This window comes from Nonomuraea sp. NPDC001699 (assembly GCF_053596455.1).
This window is the reverse complement of record NZ_JBSFGF010000004.1, coordinates 264,305-282,830: the sequence shown is the minus strand read 5'-3', so window position 1 is coordinate 282,830 and position 18,526 is coordinate 264,305. Positions and strand designations below refer to the sequence as shown.

Annotated in this window: 20 protein-coding genes; 5 read left to right on the top strand and 15 right to left on the bottom strand. The window is 70.5% G+C overall.

The features are described from left to right. Positions 1 to 49: 49 nt before the first annotated feature. Both ACWCSU_RS14785 and ACWCSU_RS14780 read right to left on the bottom strand, forming a co-directional pair. Positions 50 to 946: a right-handed parallel beta-helix repeat-containing protein gene (locus ACWCSU_RS14785; protein WP_357692271.1), complete on the bottom strand. Its 897-nt coding sequence runs from the start codon at positions 944 to 946 to the stop codon at positions 50 to 52. Positions 947 to 963: 17 nt separating this feature from the next. Continuing rightward, on the bottom strand, positions 964 to 1,779 hold the full coding sequence (locus ACWCSU_RS14780) for a 2OG-Fe(II) oxygenase (protein ID WP_357692273.1): 816 nt from the start codon (positions 1,777 to 1,779) through the stop codon (positions 964 to 966). A 54-nt stretch (positions 1,780 to 1,833) separates the two neighbouring features. Between ACWCSU_RS14780 and ACWCSU_RS14775 the strand changes: the two genes are divergently transcribed. Then, a complete protein-coding gene (locus tag ACWCSU_RS14775) occupies positions 1,834 to 2,808 on the top strand; it encodes a glycosyltransferase family 2 protein (RefSeq protein WP_397036510.1) in 975 nt (324 codons plus the stop codon). Between the two features lie 10 nt (positions 2,809 to 2,818). After that, positions 2,819 to 3,367, top strand: a complete 549-nt coding sequence (locus ACWCSU_RS14770; RefSeq protein ID WP_357692277.1) for a dTDP-4-dehydrorhamnose 3,5-epimerase family protein — start codon at positions 2,819 to 2,821, stop codon at positions 3,365 to 3,367. On the opposite strand, the gene ACWCSU_RS14765 is transcribed toward ACWCSU_RS14770, so the two are convergent. The 3 genes from ACWCSU_RS14765 to ACWCSU_RS14755 are packed head-to-tail and all read right to left on the bottom strand — an operon-like array spanning position 3,256 to position 6,241. Then, positions 3,256 to 4,650: an O-antigen ligase family protein gene (locus tag ACWCSU_RS14765; RefSeq protein WP_449935380.1), complete on the bottom strand. Its 1,395-nt coding sequence runs from the start codon at positions 4,648 to 4,650 to the stop codon at positions 3,256 to 3,258. The genes ACWCSU_RS14770 and ACWCSU_RS14765 overlap by 112 nt on opposite strands. Continuing rightward, on the bottom strand, positions 4,647 to 5,378 hold the full coding sequence (locus ACWCSU_RS14760; protein ID WP_357692281.1) for a hypothetical protein: 732 nt from the start codon (positions 5,376 to 5,378) through the stop codon (positions 4,647 to 4,649). Before ACWCSU_RS14760 ends, ACWCSU_RS14765 begins: the two co-directional genes overlap by 4 nt. Before the next feature lie 8 nt (positions 5,379 to 5,386). Continuing rightward, entirely contained in the window at positions 5,387 to 6,241 is an 855-nt protein-coding gene (locus ACWCSU_RS14755) for a hypothetical protein (protein WP_449935377.1), read from the bottom strand. Between the two features lie 143 nt (positions 6,242 to 6,384). Between ACWCSU_RS14755 and ACWCSU_RS14750 the strand changes: the two genes are divergently transcribed. Then, entirely contained in the window at positions 6,385 to 7,512 is a 1,128-nt protein-coding gene (locus ACWCSU_RS14750; RefSeq protein WP_449935375.1) for an acyltransferase family protein, read from the top strand. On the opposite strand, the gene ACWCSU_RS14745 is transcribed toward ACWCSU_RS14750, so the two are convergent. The 9 genes from ACWCSU_RS14745 to ACWCSU_RS14705 all read right to left on the bottom strand — a co-directional run bounded on the left by ACWCSU_RS14745 (position 7,505) and on the right by ACWCSU_RS14705 (position 16,742). Further along, complete coding sequence (locus ACWCSU_RS14745) at positions 7,505 to 8,350, bottom strand: hypothetical protein (RefSeq protein WP_364099321.1); 846 nt, start codon at positions 8,348 to 8,350, stop codon at positions 7,505 to 7,507. The genes ACWCSU_RS14750 and ACWCSU_RS14745 overlap by 8 nt on opposite strands. Before the next feature lie 130 nt (positions 8,351 to 8,480). Further along, positions 8,481 to 9,359 (bottom strand): glycosyltransferase family 2 protein, encoded by an 879-nt coding sequence (locus tag ACWCSU_RS14740; protein ID WP_449935372.1) that lies wholly within the window; start codon positions 9,357 to 9,359, stop codon positions 8,481 to 8,483. A 15-nt stretch (positions 9,360 to 9,374) separates the two neighbouring features. Next, positions 9,375 to 10,850 (bottom strand): oligosaccharide flippase family protein, encoded by a 1,476-nt coding sequence (locus ACWCSU_RS14735; protein WP_449935369.1) that lies wholly within the window; start codon positions 10,848 to 10,850, stop codon positions 9,375 to 9,377. Between the two features lie 11 nt (positions 10,851 to 10,861). Beyond that, on the bottom strand, positions 10,862 to 11,851 hold the full coding sequence (locus ACWCSU_RS14730; RefSeq protein WP_449935366.1) for a hypothetical protein: 990 nt from the start codon (positions 11,849 to 11,851) through the stop codon (positions 10,862 to 10,864). After that, complete coding sequence (locus ACWCSU_RS14725; protein WP_449935364.1) at positions 11,839 to 13,104, bottom strand: DUF4910 domain-containing protein; 1,266 nt, start codon at positions 13,102 to 13,104, stop codon at positions 11,839 to 11,841. Before ACWCSU_RS14725 ends, ACWCSU_RS14730 begins: the two co-directional genes overlap by 13 nt. Further along, a complete protein-coding gene (locus ACWCSU_RS14720) occupies positions 13,101 to 14,117 on the bottom strand; it encodes an NAD-dependent epimerase/dehydratase family protein (RefSeq protein ID WP_357692297.1) in 1,017 nt (338 codons plus the stop codon). Before ACWCSU_RS14720 ends, ACWCSU_RS14725 begins: the two co-directional genes overlap by 4 nt. Beyond that, the gene (locus tag ACWCSU_RS14715) at positions 14,117 to 14,764 is read right to left on the bottom strand and encodes a PIG-L deacetylase family protein (protein ID WP_449935362.1); all 648 of its coding nucleotides are present in this window, start codon (positions 14,762 to 14,764) and stop codon (positions 14,117 to 14,119) included. Before ACWCSU_RS14715 ends, ACWCSU_RS14720 begins: the two co-directional genes overlap by 1 nt. Further along, positions 14,761 to 15,540: a sugar phosphate nucleotidyltransferase gene (locus ACWCSU_RS14710; protein WP_357692301.1), complete on the bottom strand. Its 780-nt coding sequence runs from the start codon at positions 15,538 to 15,540 to the stop codon at positions 14,761 to 14,763. Before ACWCSU_RS14710 ends, ACWCSU_RS14715 begins: the two co-directional genes overlap by 4 nt. After that, positions 15,537 to 16,742 carry a class I SAM-dependent methyltransferase gene (locus ACWCSU_RS14705; protein ID WP_449935780.1) on the bottom strand — a complete coding sequence of 402 codons (1,206 nt, stop codon included), beginning with the start codon at positions 16,740 to 16,742 and terminating at the stop codon, positions 15,537 to 15,539. Before ACWCSU_RS14705 ends, ACWCSU_RS14710 begins: the two co-directional genes overlap by 4 nt. 96 nt (positions 16,743 to 16,838) lie before the next feature. On the opposite strand from ACWCSU_RS14705, the gene rfbC reads away from it, so the two are divergent. Next, a complete protein-coding gene (gene rfbC / locus ACWCSU_RS14700) occupies positions 16,839 to 17,396 on the top strand; it encodes a dTDP-4-dehydrorhamnose 3,5-epimerase (RefSeq protein ID WP_357692303.1) in 558 nt (185 codons plus the stop codon). Next, positions 17,390 to 18,220, top strand: coding sequence for a glycosyltransferase (locus ACWCSU_RS14695; protein WP_357692305.1), 831 nt, complete (start codon positions 17,390 to 17,392; stop codon positions 18,218 to 18,220). The genes rfbC and ACWCSU_RS14695 overlap by 7 nt, the downstream gene beginning before the upstream one ends. Here ACWCSU_RS14695 and ACWCSU_RS14690 read toward each other — a convergent pair. Beyond that, positions 18,217 to 18,526 (bottom strand): LamG domain-containing protein (locus tag ACWCSU_RS14690; protein WP_449935359.1); only part of this gene is annotated, 310 nt, incomplete at its 5' end. The two genes, ACWCSU_RS14695 and ACWCSU_RS14690, sit on opposite strands and share 4 nt — an antisense overlap.

The following is an 18,526-nucleotide window of genomic DNA, read 5'->3' as shown; positions in this document are numbered from 1 at the left end:
CAATAATCACAGCTTTTTCATCTGTCATATTAAATCCGACAAATGGTCGTCATCCCGGCGGCACCGTCCCGCCGTTCTCCCAGGTGTTCCCGTCCCATCGATTTCCGGACCCGTTCTTATCCCAATATGAGACCGGGCCCGCGAATCCCCCCTTGGGCCAGACGCGGCGGCTGAAGACGTTGCCGATCACCTTGATGTTGGACGACCTGCCCTTCGCCCCCGCCCCGGCGTACAACGACCAGCCGCCGCCCGCCAGCAGGTTCCCCTGCACGGTGACGTCGCGGCTCACGCCGAAGTCCTGGAACAGGGCGATCGCGCCGGTCTGGTCGAGCGTGTTGATCACGGTGTTGCCCCGGATGACCAGCTCGGTGCCGGGGGCGGGCGGCCCGGTGGACATGATCATGTCGGTGTGGTCGCCCGCGTAGTACTTCGGATCGTGCACGTACGAGTCCTCGACCAGACCCTGCTGCGTCAGGATGCCGTTGGAGATCGTGTGGACGTCCACCCGGCGGACGGTGATCAGCTTGCCCTGGTTGAGGATGCCGAACTGGGTGCGCACCTTGCCGTTGCCGAAGATCTCGCTGTCCTCGACCGTCAGCCCGGTACGCCCCTCACGCTGGAGGATCCCCCACCAGTCCTGCTGCCCGCGCACCCGCGTGTTGCGGATGGTCACGTCGTCGGCCTCGACCGTGATGTAGCCGGTCACGTCCAGACCGTCGATGACCGCGCCCTTCTCGCTCACCACCAGGGAGTCCGACGGGCGCAGGCGTACGCCGTCGGGCACGCCCGTGTTGTCCGGGCCCGGCCAGACCCGCCCGGACGCCCGCGACGGCGTGGCGGAGACGGACGCGGACGGCGTGGCGGGTGAGCGGGAGCCGAGCGGCTCACTCCCGGAACTCTGACACGCGCTCAGCAGCACGACCGCCAGGACCAGGCCAAGGCACAACCCTCCGGCGTACGGCCTCACTCGCCCTTGGACTTCCGGCCGCCGACGAGGTCGGCCAGCGCGGGCGGCGTCCAGCGCTTGGCGACCTGGCGCAGGTTGCTCTTCCACGCCTCGCCGGGCCGCTGCTTGAACAGCGTGGTGTGGTCGTCGGTGACCTCGTCCGCCGGCCTGCCGTTCGAGTAGTAGTAGAGCGCCATCGAGCGCCGCGCGCGGTCGGGCGGGCAGGTGAGCGGGTCGGGGTGGCCGTGGTTGGCGTCATCGGTCGTGGCGAACAGGACGAACCGGTTGAAGACCGGCAGCACCTTCGACTCGCACGCCGTCATGTCCTTGTTCCACAGCTGCAGGTGGCCGCCGTAGCTCTCCTCCCAGTCCTTGTTCAGGTACAGCAGGCCGTTGAGCCGGCGGTCCAGGTTGAGCTTGCGGCTCTTGTTGAAGTCGGCGTGCACCTTGAGGAAGCCGCCCGGCCGGATCTGGTGCAGGCCGCCGCCCTCGAAGTGCGGGTCGGAGACGAGTTGCCCGATGCCGGTCAGCCGCTCCAGGAACTCCATGAACACCCCGGAGTTGAACTCCGCCAGGAGGTGCCGGGTGGCCGGCCCCATGCGCTCGGTGTCGGCCAGCGCCAGCTTCACCTCGCGCGCGCTGTCGAACCGCTCCCAGGTGGCGTCGCGCGGCTCCGGGAACTCGTCGAGCACGGGCTCCAGCACGTCCGGCGGGAGGAAGTCGTCGATGACCACGTGGCGGAAGGGCGAGGCCGTGCGGAACCGCTCGGAGTACTTGTCCGCCAGTGGAAAGAGCTCGTCCCGGCGAAAGGTGAAAGCCTGCAGGTTCTGCATGGAGTCTCTCTCCGTCTCTACGACACCGGCCGCTATCCCCATATCGCCTCACCGGTGCCATCTGTTACCTGTAACGATCCATTCCTGGGGCGCGATGGGCGACATGTGACGTCCGGCCCTCCCCGTCTCGCGATCGTGATCGTGACCTACAACAGCGCGCCGGTCCTCGGCGGATGCCTGGCCTCCCTGCGGGAGGGCGCCGAAGGGGTGCTCCTCACCGACGTCGTCGTGGCGGACAACGCCTCCAAGGACGACTCGCTCCGCCTCGCCGAGCAGGCCGCCGGCCTGCCGGTCAGGCCGTTGCAGGTGGGCAGGAACGCCGGTTACGCGGCGGCGATCAACGCCGGCATCGCGGCGCTCGACCTCGACGAGCTCGACGCGGTCTTCGTGATGAACCCCGACTGCCGCCTTCGTCCTGGTTCGCTGGCCGTGCTCGCGGCCGCGCTCGGCCGTCCGGGCACCGGCATCGCCGTTCCCCGGCTGGTCAGCACCGAGGGCGTGCTGCACCACTCGCTGCGGCGCACGCCCGCCGTCCGCCGCGCACTGGCCGAGTCGTTGCTCGGCGGGCGGCTCGCGGGCCGCATCGGCACGCTGGGCGAGATGGTCGCCGACCCGGACCGCTACGAACGGCCCGGCCCGGCGGACTGGGCCACCGGGGCCGCCATGCTCCTGTCGGTCGCGACGCTCGCCGAGGTCGGCCCCTGGGACGAGTCCTTCCTGCTGTACAGCGAGGAGACCGAGTACGCCCTGCGCGCCGCGGACGCGGGCTGGACCCTCTGGTACGAGCCCGCCGCCCTGGTCGAGCACATCGGCGGCGAGGCGAAGATCAGTCCGATGCTGGCCGCGCTGCTCACGGTCAACCGCGTGCGGCTGTTCAGGCTGCGCCGCGGCCGGATCGCGACCGCGGGCTTCTACCTCGCCGTGCTGCTCGGCGAGGCGATGCGGGCGGCGGCGGGCCGGCGTACGGCGCGGGCCTCCGTCGTGGCCCTGCTCAGACCCTCCCGCCGGATGCGGGCCCTGCCCGGATGAGAGGAACACCATGAGAGTCGAGCGGCTGGACCTCGACGGCGTGCTGCTGTTCGTGCCGACGCCGAGCCACGACGACCGGGGCTTGTTCACCAGGACCTTCGACGCCGCGATCGCCGCCGCGCACGGGCTGGACCACACCGCGTTCGTCCAGGACAGCCAGTCGCGCTCGCGGCTCGGCACGATCAGGGGGATGCACGGCCGGTCCGGCCGCGGGGAGGCCAAGCTGGTGCGGGCCGCCCACGGCGCGGTGCTCGACGTCCTGGTGGACGCGCGTCCTGGGTCGCCGACGTTCGGCTCGCACGTCACCGTCCGGCTCGACGACGTGACGTTCGCGCACCTGTACGTGCCGCCGGGCATCCTGCACGGCTACCAGGCGCTGACCGAGCACGCCGACGTCTGCTACCGCATCGACAGGGAGCACGACCCGGCCGAGGACCTGGCCGTCCGCTACGACGACCCCGACCTCGCGCTGCCCTGGCCCCTGCCGGTCAGCGCGATCAGCGAGCGCGACCGTTCGGCGGGGTCGTGGAAGGAGCTGAGGAGCGTCCTGGCCGCCTGATCGGCGCGTTCCAGGCGCAGCATCGCCCCGGCGGCGCCGATCAGCAGGAACATCAGGCTGGTGATGCCGGGGAAGGACAACATGTCGAACGTGGCCGCGCCGAGCAGCGGGATCACCAGGCAGGCGGCGATGGTCAGCCCGAGGTTGCGCACGTTCGGGTCGGTGCTGAGCCGGCGCGCCCACAAGGCGACGGACATCCCGGCCACGATCACGCCGACGAAGCCGACCACGCCGATCAGCCCGGTCTCGACCAGCGACAGCAGGTACTGGTTGTCGAACACCTGATGCTTGAACGGGTACCAGGTGCCCGGCCCGCGGCCGAAGATCGGGCTCCTGGCGAACTCCCGCATCGCGAACGGGTAGTCGTGCGTGCGGTAGATGATGCTGCTGTCCTCGCCCGCCCCGGCGAACAGGTTGTAGAACGTTCCGAGCAGGCCGGGCACCAGCACCTTCATGAACCCGAGGAACACGACGAACGCGCCGGCGGCGATGAGCCTGCGCCGGTTCGACCAGCCGAGCAGGAGGATGATGCTCGCGCCCGCCAGACCGAGCACGGCCGTCCTGGACACCGAGAACATCAGGCCGGCCCCGATGACGGCGGCGCAGATCCACCAGCGGGTCGCGGCCTGACCGCGGCTGCGCGCCTGGAAGCCGAGGTGCGCGGCGATGGGCAGCACCATCGCCGACACCGCGCCGAACTCGATCGGATGCCCGAGCGTCCCGGCGACCCGGCGCAGGTCCGACCGGGAGATCACGGTCGGCACCTCCTCCGTGGACGAGTGGCGCAGGCCCGGGAACTGCATGTACTGGGTGATGTCGAGGTCGAGCCTGAACTGCAGCAGGGCGACGACCGCCGAGAAGGTGCCGCCGACCACGACGGCCTTGAGCACGAAGTCGAGCCGCTCGCGGCTGCCCAGCCCGTCGCACATCACCAGGACCAGGCTCACGTAGCCGAGGTAGAGCACGAGCGTGTGGTCGGCGAGGTTGAGCTCGTCGGAGGGCAGGTAGACCGAGGTCGTGTACCCGTAGACGGCCAGCAGGAGCGCGCCGTAGACGAAGATCGCGGTACGGGCGGGGTTGGCTCCCTTGGCGGCGCCCGTCGTACTGATCATCTGGGCGCACACCCACACCAGGCCCAGCGTCAGGGCCACGATCTCGGCGGGGGTGAGCGACAGCGGGAGGCCGGCCACCACCAGCCGGGCCGGGAGGACCAGCAGCACCAGGACGAAGATGCCGATCATCGTGGCGCCGTCGGCGCGCCTCGGCATGAGGATCGGGGTCATCCCTCACGTCCGGCCAGCGAGCGGGTGCCGTTGGCCGCGGCGGCCTCGACGCGCGGGGGCGTGGCCGGGCCGGACCGGCGGGCACGGCGGTGCCGGACGAAGCTCTCCGTCATGAAGGCGGCGAACAGGCTCATGAAGAACGCCAGCGCCCCGGCGACCACCGCGCTGCGCATCCGGCTGCCCTTCTTCTCGTCGGCCTGCGTCGGCGGCACCACGACCGTGGCGGTGACGTACGTGGTGGGCGGCGCGTTGACCTTGATCTGCCGGGCCCGCAGCTCCGTCTGGGCCAGCGCCGTCACCTTCGTGACGATGCCGTGGGCCAGCTCGGCGGTCGGCGCCTCGCAGACGACGACGATGAAGGGCGTCGCCGGCATCAGCTCGGGGTTGGTGCCACCACTGGTGATCTTGAGCGTGACGGCGCCGCCGGGCGGCGCGCCGACCGCGGCACCCGTCTCAGGGGTGTTCAGCGCCTGGATGAGGATGGAGGAGGTCATGCTCAGCCCCTGGTCGAAGGAGACCAGGGGGTTGGTGCGCGGGTTGGGGAACGCCGGGTCGCTCGGCACGCTGCCGCCGGTGACCGGCAGGGTGAGGACGAGCGCCGAGGTGGAGATGAACGTCTTGGGCGCCACGGCGTACACGCCGAAGGTGCCCGCGATCGTGAGCAGGAACGCGGGCACGGTCACGTACCAGCGTCTGAACAGGACCGTCACCGTCGCCCAGAAGTCCATGCCGGGCCTCATCCCTCGCCGTCGTCCTGGTTCGCCTTCCTGGGCCCGGGCACACGCGAGAGGGGCTCTCCCCGGTAGACGGGGAACTCCATCGTGGCGGAGCTGTCCTCGTCGAGCGCCGGAGTCGGGGCCGGGGCCAGAGGTGGGGCCAGAGGTGGGGGCGGCGTCGGTGCGGCGAGCGGTTCGCGGGCCGGGGCCTCGGCGTCCGGCCGCCTCTCGGGGGCGGGCGCCCGTTTGGTCAGCACGCCGTAGGCGATGCCGAGGCCCAGGAACAGGCACAGCAGGGCGGCGCCGATCGCGCCCTGCCAGCTGAGGCTGCTGTCGGCCTCGGGCTTGGCGGGCGGCACGATGTCGGTCGAGGTGATGAACGTGTTCGCCGGCGCGCCGAGCGCCTTCTGCCACTTGAACAGCTCGGCCGCCACACGCTCACGGGCCGCCATGAGCACGGCCGTCGCCTTCTCCGCCGAGTCGCTGTTGACCCTGACGTAGATGTAGGGGCCGTTGATGTCCAGGACGTTCGGGTTGGTGCGCCCGTCGTCGATCGTGATCTCGGTCGGGCCGTCCTTGGGGGCGCCGAGCTGCGTCCAGACGTCCTGGGTGTTCATCGCCAGGATGACGATGCTGGCTCCGGTCTTGAGGGCGTCGTTGAAGTTGAGGAAGGGGTTGGTCAGCCCCTGCTTGGCCTTGTCGTTGGAGACCGTGCCGCCGTTGACGGGGGTGGCGAGCACGAGCGAGACGTCGGCCGTGTACTGGGCCGGGATGACGAGATGGACGACGCCGCCCACCAGGACGGAGAGCAGGATGAGCGGTGGACCTATGTGAATTCGCCGGAGAAGACCAAGGATCGCCTTCCAGAACTCCATTTTGGTACGTTCCCCCGCATCGGCGACGCTTGCCCTATAGACGGCCATCGCCGAAAAGCAGGAAGACGTTACATCGTCCCGGACCGGTTACATCCCGCCGCGCCCGACCGATAGACCTACCGACTACGGCGACGGGGGTTCCTTTGGGGCTGACAGTGGAGCGTCCGGCGACGCGGGGCCGGCTGGCCGGGCTCGACGGATTACGCGGCCTGGCGGCCCTGTTCGTGGTGCTGCACCACTGCTGGTTGCTGACGTGGCCGGGGTTTCCCGTCAACGATTCGCCCGGCTGGACGAAATGGCTGCTCTACGGCCATTTCGCGGTCGTGGTGTTCATCGTCCTGTCCGGGTTCTCGCTGGCGGTCTCGCCCGCCAGGTCCGGGTGGCGGCTCGGCAGCGTCCGGACGTTCTTCCAGCGGCGGGCCTGGCGCATTCTGCCGCCGTACTGGGCGGCGCTGCTGTTCAGCCTCGTGATCGCGTGGGCGGTCATCCCGCAGCCGGGGCAGCAGCCGCCCACGGGCCAGTCGGCCCTCATCTACGGGCTGCTGCTCCAGGACGTCTTCGGCTCCCCCAGCCCCAACGGGGCCATGTGGTCGATCGCCGTCGAGGCGCAGCTCTACCTGGTGTTCCCGCTGATGCTGCTGGTCCTGCGCAGGTGGGGCGCGGCGCTGATGCTCGGCGCGGTGACCCTGATCGTCGTGGCGGTGGGGGCGCTGGCGCCCGCGGTGCCCGCCGTGGAGCTGCTGATGCGGCTGACCCCGCAGTTCGCCGCGCTCTTCGCCATCGGCGCGGTCTGCGCGGGAGTCCTGCGCACGCCGGAGGAGTCGGGCCGGGCCGCCTGGCACTGGTACGCCGCCGCGGCCGCCGCGCCGGTGCTGCTGCTGGTGGTGGCCGCCGGGCCGGTGTGGGTGGTCGGCAACTTCTTCTGGGTGGACCTCGCGATCGGCCCGGCCGCCGGACTGCTGCTGGCGGGCGTGGCCTCGGGCCGGCCGGTGTGGCTCGTACGGCTGCTCGACACCCGTCCGGTCCGGCGCCTCGGCTCCTTCTCCTACAGCCTCTACCTGATCCACGCGCCGCTGGTCGTCATGATCAACCGGCTTGTCGTCGCCCCGCGCACGCCGCCCGGCATGCCCACGTTCCTCCTCACGCTCGCCCTGGCCGTGCCGGCAAGCATCGCGGCGGCGTGGTTGTTCGCGTCCGTCTTCGAGCTGCCCTTCCAGCGGCATCGGAGCTGGAAGGGCTTGCGCGAGGCCGTACGCGCGCGGGTCAGGTGAGCTTGGCCAGCGCCTCGGCCTCGTAGGCCGCGGCGAGCTCTTCCGGGATGCGGCTCAGGTCGTCGGCTCGGTGGAAGTCACGCAGGGTGGTGCCCTGGCAGGTCGCGTCCACGTTGGGCGCCGCCGCACGGGAGCGCACGTCGTCGATGTGCACGGTGCGGAAGTCGATGCTGAAGCGGGTCCTGCCGGAGGTGTTGGCGACGGTGGAGTGCAGATGCGCCCCGGAGAACAGCATCATGCCGCCCGGCTCGGGGACCAGCCGCAGCTCGGCCCCCAGATCGAGCTCCTCCTCCGGCTTGGGCTGCTCGCGGGTGTCGCTGTGGATGTGCTGCGCGGCCGCGGGCCGGCTGACGGCGGTCCATTCCGCGTAGTCGTAACGTCCGCTGCCGTTGCGTACGGGGCGGTCGAAGTAGTGCGGGTGCAGGGCGAAGACGTTCTCCGGGACGACCTCGTAGACCGGGATCCACCAGTTGACCTGGCAGAACGGCGCGGAGTACCAGCAGTCGCGATGCGCGTGGTAGGCGTAGGAGATCCCGGAGTCGAGGTAGTGGTCGGCGGTGGAGGTGCGCAGCCTCGGCACGTCGAAGTAGGTCTTGTCGAGCGCCATGCCCTGCTCCTCCAGCAGGGCGGCGAGGATCCTCTTGCTGGTGGGGTGGTGGATGAAGCGCGGCTTGAGCTGCGCGAGCAGTGCGGCGAACTCCTCGACGGGCATCTCGTACTGGGCGGTCTGCGGGTCGCGGCCGTCGAACGCCTCCTCGATCAGCTCACGGGCGAACTCGATCAGTTCGGTCGAGGCGGGCGTCGCGGAGTAGAGAAAGACATCACCCTGGAAGATCATTTTGCGCCGGACATCGTCATTAATCCGGCTGTTGGCTAATAAAACGGGCATAGCGAGATATTCCCCCTCGCGTGGTGCTTTTCCTTTCTCTCGTCCCGGTCCGCTTCTTCGTTACACGGAGACCGCGCGATCACCTTTTCGAGGTGACCGCCCTGGTGGCCATCCCGGCCAGCTTGCGGCCGCGGTGCGCGAGCATCTTCCGCTGCCGCCGCCAGTACGCCCTCATCAGCACGGCACGGGCCCGCCCGCGCTGCTCCGCCGACAGCTCCATCCCGCCCAGGGCCTCGTGGATGGCGCGGAACTGCAGCGTGGTGGCGAACCGCGCGGTCCAGGCCGGCACGCCGAGCATCGAGGCGATCGCCGACAGCCGGCGTTCGCGCAGGTGGCGGTGGGCGAGCGGCTCGGGCACGTGCCCCCACGGCGCGGTCAGCGCCAGCCGCGCGGCGAAGACCTCGTCCTCGCGGATCATCCGGGGGCGCGGCACGGCGGCCACCCGCTCCCGCCGCATCAGGCCGTAGAGGGGGTCGAGCCTGAGGTGCTGGGCGGCCCACACCTCGCACAACTCCTCCAGACGGTCGACGGGGTCGTCGGACAGCAGGCCGGTGCCGAGGTAGCGCGGCTCGTGCACGGTCCCGTCGAGCCAGGTGTAGGTGACCTCGGTGGTGACCAGGATGAGCCGCTCGTCGTCCTGGAACGGCTCAAGGGCACGGGAGACGTAGGTCGGTTCGAGGCGGTCGTCGTCGCCCATCCAGCGGAAGAACCGGCCGCGCGAGCGCCGCAGCACCTCCTCGAAGTTGTCGACGACGTGCAGGTCGCGCTCCTGCCGGTGGTAGACGATCCGGCTGTCCTCCTTGGCCAGCAGGCGGCACAGCTCCTCGGTGTCATCGGTGGAGGCGTTGTCGGAGATCACCACCTCGATCTCGGCGTGTTCCTGGGCGAGCACCGACCGGACGGCCGCCTCCAGGTGGTCCGCGCCGTTGCGGACCGGCATTCCGATGGACACCAGCATCGCTTCTCCTCAAGGTCAGCGCGCGCGGGCGGGAAGCAGCCGCACCACACGATCGCTCAGCAGGTGGAACTGGTCACGGGTCACCACGACCAGCGTGTACGCCAGCAGCCCCGCGCCGCCCGCCACGACGAGCTGGACGAAGGGACTCCCCTCGGTCAGCATCGTCAGGCCCAGCATGACGGCCCCGCAGAGCAGCGCGCCCATGGCGGGCCGGACCAGGTCGGGCAGGACCGGCGCGAGACGTACGCCGGCCCGCTGCACGGCGATCATGGCGAGCGGGAGGGCGACCAGGACCGCCGCGACCGCCTGGCCGATCGCGGCGCCGCGGATGCCGTCGAGGTTCGCGCCGACGATGACCGCGGGGATCATCGCCGCCGCGTGCCCGAGGTTCATCCAGACGGTCGAGCGGGTGGCGCCCTGGCCGTTCAGGATGTCGAGGGCGAAGGCGGTGAGCATGCGGACCAGCATCAGCACCGCGAGGAAGCGCAGCACGCCCGCCGACTGCTCCCACTCCAGGCCGTAGATGAAGATGATCACAGGGTGGGCGAGCACCGCCATGAAGACGGCCAGCGGCAGGATCATCGCGATGAGCAGCGGCAGGCTCTTCTGCACGCCGAGCGAGAGCGACTCCGGGTCCCGCTCGGCCAGCCGCGAGAAGCCGGCGATCGACACCATGCGGATGGCGCTGCCGATGATGCCGGGCACCCAGCTCGACACGTTGAAGGCCATCAGGTAGAAGCCGAGCCAGGCCGCGCCCATGATGTTGCCGACGATGATGTAGCCCACGTTGAGCAGCAGGACCTCCAGGGCGATCCCGGCCGCCGAGGGGATCCCGAACCTCAGCAGCCGCCCCGCGATCCGCCGGTCGAACCCGAACCGGTAGGGCAGCCGCGCGTAGATCAGCATGAAGACGCCGGTGACGACGGCCCCGACGAGCTGGCCCCAGGCGAAGCTGTAGGCCCCGGCCCCGTTGACCGCGAGCACGATGGCCACCGGCGCGTTGACCAGGAAGCCCGCGAGGACCGCCTTGGCGTTCTTGCCGGTGCGGAACCAGCGCAGCAGGGCCGCGCTGCGCACCGCCGTGACCGCCTCGACGAGGATGACCGCGGTGAGGATGCGCACCACGGAGGTGGCCTCCACGCTGCCCGCCAGCGCCGAGAAGTACGGCGCCCCGACCCAGAAGATCCCGTACAGGCCGAGGGCGGAGATCATGGTCAGGGTCGTGGCCGTGGGGGCGATCTCCTCCAGCCGCCCCCGCCACTGCACGACGGCCGACATGACGCCGACGTCCTTGACGACCATGACGAACTGCGTGGCCGCGAGCGCGACGGCGTACGTGCCGAAGTCGTCGGGCGAGAGCAGCCTGGCCAGGATCAGGCCGAGGACGAACGAGCCCGCACGCGTGACCAGCGTGCCGAGCAGGCTCCACACCGCCCCTCGGCCCGCCTTGCGTCCGATGTCACTGATGTCCGGGCTCGGTTGCTCTCCCATGCCCGCCTTTCCTAACTCGGCTCGCCGATCCGCTCCAGCCAGATCTCCCGCCAGAACGGGATGAACGCGCGGGGGCAGTTGGACTTGTACATGCCTTCGCAGATGATGTCGTCGAGCGTGATGCAGGGGCTTTTCATCTCCAGCATCCGGCCGGTCGACTCCTCGATGCAGCGCTCGACGCGGGCCGTCACCCGGGCCACCCGGCCGCACGAGCGCGCCATGTCCTCCTCGAAGCCGAGGCCCCGGTTGAAGCCCTTCGTGGAGAGCGTGGCGATGATCTCGTCCTTCGACTTGATCCGCACCAGCTCGCCCGGCTGGAGGTCGATCGTGCCCGTCGGGGTGGCGCCGGTGTGCGGGCCCGGCTGCACGAAGCCCCAGGCCAGGCCGTTCCTGATGCGGAGGGCGCGGGGGAACCTCCTGGACAGCCGCTGGTAGCGGTTGAACAGGCCGAAGAAGAGCGCGCGCAAGGTGGCCCAGAGCCCGGAGTTCCCCACGCGCATGTCCGTGACGTACTGCCCGAGGTCGCGAAAGGGCAGCAGCTCGGGGGCGGCGCGCAGCAGCTCCGTCGCCTGGCAGCGGAAGCGCTCCTCGCCGTCGGGCGCCGGCTCCCGCCGGGTGTTGACCTCCAGGATCGGCAGCAGCGGCCGCTCGGGGCGGACCCGCTCGCCGGCCGTGGGCGGCCCGTCGACCTTCCTGACCCAGGCGGTCTTCCAGTAGAGCAGGCAGGCCGTCTGGCAGCCGCCGTGGGCCGAGCCGTCGCAGCGGGAGCCGGTCAGGTGGACGGCGTCCTCCATCTTCCGCATCCCGGTCCTGGTCATCGTGTCGCAGAGCTTGTTGGCCACCTTGTGGACGGTGAGCCGTTGCCCGCAGAACCGCAGCATCTCCGGCATGAACGGGAGGCTGTCCAGCTCTCCGCGCTCATCGAGGGTCGCCAGGATCTCTTCAGCACTGAGAACCTCGACCACGTCGCCGACTTTCAGCGCCAGACTCAATCCACCCACTCCTTCAGCAGGCCCGCGTTCTGCAGGGCGTTCGCCGCGTCCGCCAATGCCTGGAACGGCAGGTGCGACCGTTCCGCGATGTCGAGCAGGCTGTGCAGCCCGTCCGAGAGGTTCAGCACCCACAACATCGCCATCTGGGCCTGTTTCGTGTCACTGCGGCCGCCCAGCGAGCCGTACAGGCCGCGCGCTCCGAGCTGGGGCTCGCCGTACGGGCTGAGGTTCTGGTAGCGGCGGTTGCCCTCCAGGACCCGTACGGCGCTCCACAGCGTCTCCAGGGTGTCCTCCATGGCCTCGGGCCGTACGAAGTCGGGATTGTCGGCCGAGGTGTGGTACTCCGGGTAGCTCCCGTAGGGCGTCCTGGTCAGCGAGCCCACGGGCAGGTCGAACCCCGGCGAGCAGTACTGCCGCTCGTCGTAGCCGTAGGGCGAGAAGTCCAGGAGGGTGTGCGGCCGGTCCTTGAGCACGTACGCGAAGACCTGGTCGATCTCGGCGTCGCCGCGCCTGCTGCGCTTGTAGGTGATCGTCCCGGCGTCCCCGGCGCAGGCCAGGGTGAGGCCGTGCCTGATCCGGTCGGTGCGCTCGCGGTTCCGGGCCAGCCAGGTGATCGCGCCGATGGTGCCGGGCGCGAAGACGAACCGGTAGGTGTACCAGGGGTCGGCCAGTCTCCGGGCCAAGGCCACCGCGACCGCCACCCCGGCCAGGTTGTCGTTGGCCAGCGAGGGATGGCAGACGTGGCAGGAGATCAGCACCTCCTCCGAGCTGCGGCCCCGGATCACGTGCTCGCCGTAGGTCAGGTGGCCGTCGGCGAGCGTGGAGTCGATCCTGACCTCGTACGGGCCGTCCGCCAGCCCGTCCAGGGTGTTCTGGCTCAGGCAGAAGCCCCAGGTCTCGGCGTAGTAGCTGGTCCGGTACGGGACCAGGTCCGGCTGGCCGGGCAGCGTGTGCAGGCGCCCGCGCAGCTCCTCCAGCGACATGGTGGCCTCGACCGGCACGCTGTAGCCCACGACGTGCAGGTTGCTCTGCCGGAAGTCGACGACGCGGTTCCCGGCGGCGTCCTTGAGGTAGGCGTCGCGGATGTTCCATTCGCGGGGGATCGTCCAGTCGAGGACCTTCGTGCCCGTCGGCACCTCGGTGACCTCCAGCGGGAGCGACCCGTCGATGACCTCCAGGGTGCGGCGGAGGCCGTCGCCGGTGATGCTGCGGCACAGCGGGTAGAGCCGCCGTACCAGGTCGTGCATCTCGGGGCCGGTCATGGCCGCAGGGTGTCGTCGACGGTGCCGGACTCCCGCCGGTCGGCGAGCCGGGCCAGCCTGGTGAAGCGGCGGTCGAAGTCGTGCCTGGTCAGGCCGTGCTCGCGGTAGGCGTCGATGAGCTCGACGGCGCCCGCCTTGACCGTCCAGCGGGCCTCGTACCCGAGGGCGGACCTGATCCGGGAGAAGTCGACGCGGTAGGAGCGCGGGTCGGCGCCCGTCTCGCCGGTGATGGTCAGCGTCGAGCCGGGCACGGCCGCGACCACCTCGGCCGCGATCTCGGCCACGGTCACGTTGTTGACCTCGGTGCCCACGTTGAAGGCCGTGGCGTGCACGGCCTCGCGCGGCGCGGTCAGGGCGGCGGCGAACGCGTCGGCGATGTCCCTGGCGTGCACCAGCGGACGCCAGGGCGTGCCGTCGGACAGCACCCGGACCTCGCCGGTCAGGTGGGCGTGGCCCACCAGGTTGTTCAGCACGATGTCGGCGCGCAGCCTGGGCGAGAACCCGAAGGCGGTGGCGTTGCGCAGGAACACCGGGGTGAAGTCGTCGTCGGCCAGCGCGGTCAGGTCGTCCTCGACCCGCACCTTCGACTCGGCGTACGGCGTGACCGGGCGCAGCGGGGCGTCCTCGTCCAGCAGGTCCGCGCCGCCGGAGGCGCCGTAGACCGAGCAGGTGGAGGCGTACAGGAAGCGGCGCACGCCCGCCTCCTTGGCCAGCCTGGCCAGCCGTACGGAGGCGTGGTGGTTGATGTCGTAGGTCAGGTCGGGCGCGAGCGCGCCGAGCGGGTCGTTGGACAGCGCGGCCAGGTGGATCACCGCGTCGAACCCGGCGACGTGCTCGGGGCCGGCGTCGCGCAGGTCCACGGCGTGCGCCTCGACCGGCTCCGGCTCGGGCCCGAGCACGCAGTCGGCGAACAGGCCGGAGTCCAGGCCGACGACCTGGTGCCCGGCCTCGGCCAGGACGGGGGCCATCACGCTGCCCAGGTAGCCCTGGTGGCCGGTGAGAAGTACCCGCATCAGTTCTCCAGATCGACGGTCAGCTTGGATGCGTGGAACGCCTCGGCGTACCGCGCGTGGCACTCGATGCCCCGGATGCGGGCCAGCCCCAGGAACGCCTCTCGGTCGTACCAGGGGCGGTGCCGCTGGGAGGCGTAGTGGCGCTGGAGCAGGTCCACCTTGCGCTCGGCCACCTCCGCGGTGAGCGGCTGGTAGAGGGCGGGCGCGGCCAGGTCGCCGTCCCATTTGACGATCTCGTAGCCGAGCGTCAGGTGGTCGCGGAAGGCGGTGGGCACCAGCTCGGCCAGCCCCCGGTGGTCCTGGTGGGCGTCGCCGCGCCAGGGCGCGAGGATCAGGCCGGGCTCGGTACGGGCGCGCAGCTCCTCCACCGCGGCCTTGGCCTCCTCCCAGCGGGCCGGCAGGTAGCCGTCGGGCAGCTTGAGCACGCTCACCCGCAGGTCCGCGCCGGGGCAGAAGTCGGCCAGCGCGGCGCGTTCCTCCTCCTCCCGCTCGGTCCCGCCGCCGGACAGCACCAGCGCGTCCACGCGCAGGCCGGGACGGGCGGCGCAGATCGTCAGCAGGCTGCCGCCGGCTCCGATCGCCAGGTCGTCGCAGTGCGCGGCGAGCGCCACGACGGAGGTCACGCCTCCGGGACGCAGTCCGATCACCGGGACCGTTCCCACAGAGCCCACGGACGCACACCGCGCGAGTACGCCTCGTCCAGCTCCATGCGCTGGTTGACGGTGTCGGTGGGCCGCCAGTAGCCGCGGTGCGGGTAGGCCAGCAGGCGTCCGCGTTTGGCCAGCTCGGCGCAGCCGTCGGCGACCAGGTCGCCGTTCTCCGGGATGTGCTCGAAGACCTCCTGGGTCAGCACGAAGTAGCCGCCGTTGACCCACACCGGCATCTCGCTGACCGGTGAGATGCCGGCGACCAGCCCGTTCTCGCCGACGTCCACGCAGTGGAAGGTCTGGGACGGCGGCACCACCATCATCGAGGCGGCCGCCCCGGAGCCGGTGAACCGGTCGATGATCTCGGGCAGCGGCGCGTCGGTGAGCACGTCGGCGTAGTTGGCGAGGAACATCTCGTCATCGCCCAGATGGCTGCGGACCCGGCGTAACCGTTCGCCGATCGGGGAGTTCGTCCCGGTCTGCACGAACGAGATGGACCAGTCGGAGATGTCGCTCGACAGCAGCTCGACCTTGCCGTCGCGCAGCACGAAGTCGTTGGACGTGGCCTCCTGGTAGCGGAGGAAGAAGTCCTTGATGTGGTGGGCGCCGTACCCCAGGCACAGGATGAACTCCTTGTGTCCGAAGTGGGCGTAGTAGCGCATCACGTGCCAGAGCAGCGGTCGCGGACCGACGAGCGCCATCGGCTTGGGCACCTCGCCCGGCACACCGGTCCGCATCCGGGTGCCGAATCCTCCGCAGAACAGTACAACCTTCACACGACCTCCAGGTGTGGGATCGGGAAGACCAGCCGGCCTCCCCATTCGTGCACATAGGAGAGCTGAGCCGTGAGCTCTTCGCGCAGGTTCCACGGCAGGACCAGCACATAGTCCGGGCGGTCCTGGGCGATGCGCTCCGGCGGAGCGATCGGGATCCTGGTGCCCGGCGTGAACCTGCCGTGTTTGTACGGATTGCGATCCACCGTGTAGGCCAGCAGGTCCGGCCTGACCCCACAGTGGTTGAGCAGCGTGTTGCCCTTGCCCGGTGCGCCGTACCCGGCGACCGTCTTGCCCTCCTCGGCGGCGGTGATCAGGAATCGCAACAGGTCACGGCGGACGCGGGCGACCCGCTCCGCGAACCCCGCGTAACCGGAGAGGTCGTGCAGCCCGGCGGCCTTCTCCCTGGCGAGCACGTCGAGCACCCGGTCCGACGGGCTCCCCGAGGGGCGCGCCCACAACCGGATCGACCCGCCATGGGTGGGCACCAGCTCGACGTCGACCAGGGTCAGCCCGCCGCTCGCCAGCGCCCGCTGCGCGGAGGCCACCGTGTAGTACTGGAAGTGCTCGTGGTAGATCGTGTCGTACTGGTTCAGCTCCACGAGCGTGAGCAGGTGCTGGACCTCGATCGAGACCCAGCCGTCGTCGGCCACCAGGGCACGCAGCCCCTTGGTGAAGCCGATGACGTCGGGGATGTGCGCGTAGACGTTGTTGGCCACCACCAGGTCGGCGGGACCGTTCCCGGCCCGCACCGACGCGCCCGTCTCCGGCGTCAGGAACGCCGTGAGCGTCGGCACGCCCTTGTCCTTGGCCGCCTGGCCCACGTTGGCCGACGGCTCGATGCCGAGGCACCTGATGCCGCGTTCGACCACGTGCTGCAGCAGGTAGCCGTCGTTGCTGGCCACCTCGACCACGAACGACGGCTTCAACCGTTCCACCGCGGAGTCGACGAACCGCCGCGCGTGCTCCACCCAGGAAGCAGAGAATGACGCAAAGTAAGCGTATTCGGTGAATGTCTCTTCCGGCGTGATCAACGGCGGGATCTGGGCCAGCCAGCAGCCCGTGCATACCCGCAGATGAAGAGGATAGGTGAGCTCCGGCTGATCGAGTTGTTCCGCCGTGAGGAAGAGCTCACAGGGCGGTGTCGCCCCGAGATCCACCACGCCGACCAGGTCCGTCGAGCCGCACAACCGGCACGATGTCATCAACAAAGGGCCCCACCCAGAAATGACAAGATTTCCCCCTTTGGAAACCCACAGCCATACTTCGGGTGGGCGGCAATGAGTGTTACAAGTGTCTTCATGAAACGCCTGAGCATCGATGGAGCATTGCTCTACACCCCCCGCATCCACAGCGATCCCCGGGGCGTTTTCCTGGAAAGTTTCCGCGCCGCCGACCTTCGGGAGGCGACGGGGCGCTCGATCGAGCTGGCCCAGGTCAACTGCTCGGTCTCCAGCCGCGGCGTGCTGCGCGGCATCCACTTCGCCGACGTGCCGCCCGGCCAGGCCAAATACGTCATGTGCCTGGCGGGCGAGGCCCTGGACGTCGTCGTGGACGTCCGGGTGGGCTCGCCGACGTACGGGCGGTGGGAGGCGGTGCGGCTGGACGACGTCTCACGCCAGGGCATCTTCCTGACCGAGGGGTTGGGCCATGGCTTCATGGCCCTCAGCGAGTCGGCCACGGTCGTCTACCTCTGCTCCTCCCCGTACGACCCGGCGCACGAGCACGGCATCCACCCGCTCGACCCCGACCTGGCCATCGAGTGGCCGATCGACGTGGAGCCGGTCCTGTCGGCGAAGGACGCCGCCGCCCCCACGCTCAAGCAGGCCCGCGACGCGGGGATCCTCCCGTCGTGGTGAGCGTCGTGATCCCGGCCCACAACGAGGCCAAGGTGCTCGGCCGCCTGCTGGACGGCCTGCTCGGCGAGGCGGCGCCCGGCGAGTTCGACGTGGTGGTCGTGGCCAACGGCTGCACCGACGGCACGGCCGACGTGGCGCGTCCGTACGACGTGCGGGTGCTGACCACGCCCGTCCCGTCCAAGAGCGCGGCGCTGCGCATGGGCGACCAGGCGGCCCGCGGCTACCCCCGCCTGTACGTCGACGCCGACGTCGAGCTCAGCACCGCCTCCGCCCGCGCCCTGGCGGCCGTGCTGAGCGCGCCGGACGGGCCGCTCGCCGCCGGGCCGGAGCGGGACCTGAGGCTGGCCGGCAGCCCGTGGCCGGTGCGCGCCTACTACGCGATCTGGACGCGGCTGCCGCACGTCCGCGCCGGGCTGTTCGCCCGGGGCGTGATCGCGGTGAACGGCGTGGGCAACGAGCGCCTGCGCGCGCTGCCGCCCGTGATGGCCGACGACCTGACCGCGTCGCTGGCGTTCGCACCCGACGAACGCGTGATCGTCGGCACGGCCCGCGCGGTGATCCATCCGCCGCGCACGGTCGCCGACCTGCTGCGCCGCCGGGTCCGGGCGATGACCAGCGTCACCGAGCTGGAACGGACCTCGGCCACCGCCGGCGAGCGCACCGGGCCGCGCGACCTGGCGGCCATCGTGGCGAAGGAGCCGCGCCTGGCGGGCGCGGCCGTGGTCTTCGCCGCGATGGCCGTGCTGGCCAGGCGGCGGGCCGCCCGCGCGATCCGCGCGGGCGACTACACCACCTGGCTGCGCGACGAGAGCAGCCGGGGCTAACTGACCGGCGTGTTCATGTCGGTGGTGATCTGAGCGGCGGTGAGCGCCTTGTTGTAGACCCGCACCTCGTCGATCAGACCGCTGAAGTACTCGCCCGAACCGCTGTTCCCGCCGATCCGCAACGGGCTCGTCCCGGTGCGCAGGTTGCCGACCGTCGGGTTGGCCGCCACCTGCGTGCCGTTGACGAACATCCGCAACGTCGACCCGTCGTACGTCGCCGCCACATGACTCCAGGTGTTCAACGGCAGATTGCCCGCCGCCGGCGCGTTCGCCCCCGAGGACGTGTAGACGAACGCCGCCGGGCCG